The organism is Mycobacterium szulgai (assembly GCF_002116635.1).
Classification (GTDB): Bacteria; Actinomycetota; Actinomycetes; order Mycobacteriales; family Mycobacteriaceae; genus Mycobacterium; species Mycobacterium szulgai.
The window spans coordinates 1-4,646 of the sequence record NZ_LQPW01000103.1 but is presented as its reverse complement, the minus strand read 5'-3'; the positions used below and the strand labels follow the sequence as shown (position 1 = coordinate 4,646).

General features: G+C 66.4%; 1 protein-coding gene. It reads left to right on the top strand.

The features are described 5' to 3' along the window. On the top strand, positions 1 to 4,646 hold a 4,646-nt coding region (locus AWC27_RS14790), incomplete at both ends, for a non-ribosomal peptide synthetase (protein WP_139837012.1).

Sequence of the window (4,646 nt, the reverse complement as noted above, 5' to 3'; positions counted from 1 at the left end):
GTGGAACTGCTCAACCCGGCCCGCTCCACCGCGCACCATCCGCTGTTCGGAGTTTCCTTTGCGCTGCAGAACAATCCCCCGCCCACGCTTGACCTGGTCGACCTGGCCGTCAAGGCGATACCGGTATGGACCCATACCGCGAAGTTCGACTTGTCGATACACCTGTTCGATTTCCCGGCTCCCGCCGGACAGCCCCAACGGATGCCGGGTGCAATCGAATACGCCACCGACCTGTTCGATGAGCACACGATCCAAGCGTTCGCGGCCCATTATCTGCACATCCTGCACACCGTCACCGCCGACCCCGGCCAGGGTATCGATACGATCGAAATCGTCGACGCCGCCCAGCGCGAACTGCTGCTGAACAACTACAACGACACCGCCGCCCCCATTCCGTCGGCGCCCCTGCCAGAATTGTTCGCCGCCCAGGCGGCGCGCACCCCGAATGCGACCGCGGTGCAGGATGAGCGCCAGATCCTGACCTATGCGCAGCTGGCGGCCCGGGCGCAACGGCTTGCCGCCCGGCTCAAAGCCGCTGGGGCACAGCCGGAGACGATTGTCGCCGTGGCGCTGCCGCGCGGGGCCGAGCTGGTGACGGCGTTGCTGGCGATCAGCCAGACCGGGGCGGCGTACTTGCCCATCGATGCGAACCACTCCAGCCAACGCACCACCTACATGCTCACCGACGCCGCCCCGCAGCTGCTGATCACCGACTCTGCCACTGCGCCGGGACTGCCGGAGTCCACCATCCCCCGGTTGATCATCGATCAGCTCGGCGCCGACGCGACTCCCGATCAACCGGCCATCCGGCCGGCTCCAGACAATCTGGCCTACGTCATGTACACGTCCGGATCCACCGGGAAACCCAAAGCCGTTGCCATCACGCACCGCAACGTGGTGGCGCTGTTCGCCGGACTGAAGCAAGAGTGCCAGTTTTCTGCCACGGATGTGTGGGCGTGGTGTCATTCGCCGGCGTTCGATGTCTCGGTGTGGGAGATGTGGGGCGCGCTGCTGCATGGTGCCCGCGTGGTGGCGGTGCCCTGGACCACCGTGCGTTCGCCGCGTGCGCTGTGGGAGCTGATAGTCCGCGAGGGTGTCACCGTGCTCAGCCAGACGCCGTCGGCGTTCTATGAGCTGATGCGCGCCGAGCGTGAAAGCAACCGTAGCGCACTGGATTCCGCACTTCGTCTGGTGGTATTCGCTGGCGAGCGGTTGCGTACGTCGCGGCTGCAAGGGTGGTATCCCGGAGACCGGACACAGCTGCCGACGCTGATCAACATGTACGGAATCACCGAAGGCACGGTGCACACCACGCGTCGCAAGCTGACCCAGGGCGACGCCGCCCGTGAGGCGTCGGTGATCGGCGGTCCGCTAGGCAATGAGCGGTTGTATGTGCTGGACGCCGGACTGCGTCTGGTGCCGGTGGGTGTGGCCGGCGAACTGTACGTCGCGGGTGCCGGTTTGGCGCGAGGGTATCGCGGTCAGGCCGGGCTGACTGCGTCGCGGTTCGTGGCATGCCCGTTCGCAAGCGCAGGTGCGCCGGGGGAAAGGATGTACCGGACCGGGGACGTGGTGCGCTGGAATGCCCGGGGCGACTTGGAATTCGTCGGCCGCGCCGACGATCAGGTCAAGATCCGCGGATTCCGCATCGAGCCCGGTGAAGTCGAAGTGGCCCTGACCGCCCACCCGGCTGTTGCCCAGGCGGTGGTCACCGCCCATGGCGACCAACTCGTCGGCTATGTGGTGCTGCAGCCGGGAGCCGCGGATGCCGATATCGCCGCCCGGGTGCGAACGTTTGTGGGGCAGCGGTTGCCGGAGTTCATGGTGCCCGCGGTCCTGGTGGTCCTCGATGCGTTGCCGCTCACCGTCAACGGCAAGGTGGACCGAACAGCGTTGCCCGCTCCCGAGTTCGTCAGCACCGCGACGTATCGGGGCCCGCGCGATGTCCGGGAGTCAGTGCTGGCGGCCTTGTTCGGTGAGGTGCTGGGCCTGTCGCGGGTGGGCATCGACGACGGGTTCTTCGATTTGGGTGGGCACTCGCTGACGGTGACCCGGCTGGTGGCCCGGATCCGTGCCGAGCTGGATGTCGAGGTGCCGATCCGGGCGGTGTTCGAGGCGCCGACAGTGGCGCAATTGGCGGACTGGTTGGACCAGCACCGTGGACGCGGGGTTCGGGCCGCGTTGGCAGCCCAACCGCGCCCGCGGCGAATTCCGTTGTCCTACGCGCAAAGCCGATTGTGGTTCCTGCACCGATATGAGGGCCCGTCGGCCACCTACAACATCCCGTTGGCGTTGCGTCTTACCGGAAGCCTCGACGTGGCGGCGCTGCGGGCAGCGCTCGGCGATGTGGTAGCCCGGCATGAAAGTTTGCGCACGGTGTTCGCCGAGGCGGACGGCGTCGCCCATCAGCTGATCCTGCCCGCCGAGACGGTCCCGCTGATCGTCACCGAACTGCCCGGGGGGCAGCCACTGGCAGAGGCAGTGAATCAGGCGGCCGCGCATCACTTTGACCTGGCCACTGAAATTCCGCTGCGGGCCCAGCTGATCGCGGTGTCGGAAACCGAGCACGCCTTGGTGCTGGTGGTGCACCACATCGCCGCCGATGGCGCCTCGATGGCGCCGCTGGCCAACGATCTGGCCACCGCCTACACCGCCCGCTGCGCCGGCCGGGAACCGCAATGGGCGCCGCTGGAAGTGCAGTACGCCGACTACACGCTGTGGCAACAGCAGGTGCTCGGTGACGAGGATGACCCCGAGTCGATGTTGGCCCGCCAATTCGCCTACTGGCAAGCCGAATTGGCCGATGCTCCCGAACAGATCACCTTGGCCGGTGACCGGCCCCGCCCGCCACGCCAGTCCTTCCGCGGCGAGCTGGTCTCGTTCACTGTCGAGGCGGAGCTGCGGGAGCGGGTGGAGCAGCTGGCCCGCACGACGGGTACCACGATGTCCATGGTGCTGCAGGCCGCGCTGGCGGTGTTACTGCGCAAGCTCGGCGCCGGCGACGACGTGAGCATCGGCGGGCCCATCGCCGGGCGTACCGACGCGGCATTGGCCGACCTCATCGGGTTTTTCGTCAACACCTGGGTGCTCCGGGTGGATACCTCGGGCAATCACAGCTTCACCGATCTACTGGCCCAGGTGCGTACCAAGGCGCTGGCCGCCTATGAGCATCAGGACGCTCCGTTCGAGCGGCTGGTGGAATTGCTCAACCCGGCCCGATCAACCTCGCATCATCCGCTGTTCCAGGTTTCCTTTGCGCTGCAAAACAATCCGGTGCCGAGCTTCGAGTTGCCCGGACTGAGCATCGAGGCGATGCCGGTGTCCACCCGTACCGCGAAGTTCGACCTGTCGATGCACTTGTTCGACCTGCCTGCCGTCGGCGGACAGGCACAGCGGTTGCCGGGTCTGATCGAGTACGCCGCCGACTTGTTCGACGCGCACACGATCGAGACATTCGCACGTTACTACCTGCATGTCCTGGACGTGGTGACCGCGCAGGCCGACCGCGGTATCGATTCCATCGAGATCGTCGACGCCACCCAGCGCGAACTGTTGCTGGGCACTTACAACGACACCGCCAGTCCCGTTGCCGCGGCGACCATTCCGGAGTTGTTCGCAGCCCAGGCCGCACGCACCCCGAATGCCACTGCGGTACAGGATGATCGGCACTGCCTGACCTACGCCGAACTGTCGGCGAGAGTGAATCGGCTGGCTCGCTACCTGATCGGCCAGGGGGTGGGCCCCGAGTCGCTGGTGGGGCTGGCGCTGCCGCGCAGCACCGATTTGGTGGTCGCCATGCAGGCGATCATGGCCGCCGGCGGGGCGTTCGTGCCGATCGATCCGACCCATCCGGTGCAGCGCAACACCCACGTGCTCGAGACCGCGGACCCGGTGTGTGTGCTGAGCAGCTCTGGTACGGGATTTGCGAGCGCAGGCGTGAGTGTCGTTCACGTCGATGAGCTTGACCTGTCCAACTTTTCGGCGGCGCCGATCACCGATGCCGAGCGCCTGTCTCGGCTTGATCCCGATCATCAGGCTTATGTGATGTTCACTTCGGGATCCACCGGCCGGCCCAAGGGCGTCGCCGTCGCCCACAGCGCGATCGCCAATCAGGTGCAATGGATGGGCAGCCAATATCGCATCGGTCCCCGGGATGTGTATCTGCACAAGACCGCGATCACCTTCGACGTGGCGTTATGGGGATATCTGGCGGCTTTGGTCGCTGGCGCGCGGTTGGTGCTCGCCAGCCCGGACGGACACAAGGATCCCCGGTATGTGGCGGCGACGATCTGCATGCACGGCGTCACGCTGACTGACTTCGTCCCGTCGATGCTGTCGGTATTGTGTTCGGCCGCAGAGCGCGAGCAGTTGGCGTCATTGCGCGATGTATTCGTCGCCGGAGAAGCGTTGCCCGCTGCGGCCGTCGACGCGTTCGCCGCGATCTGTGACGCCAAGCTGCACAACTTGTATGGCCCGACCGAGGCGACGGTATCGGTCACCCATTGGCCCACCAGTCCGGGGCACCGGGCGTCGGTGCCGATCGGCGTGCCGCAATCCAACTGCCAGGTGTTCGTGCTGGACGCGGGACTGTGTGTGGTGCCGCCGGGAGTGGCCGGGGAGTTGTATATCGCCGGTGCCGGTGTGGC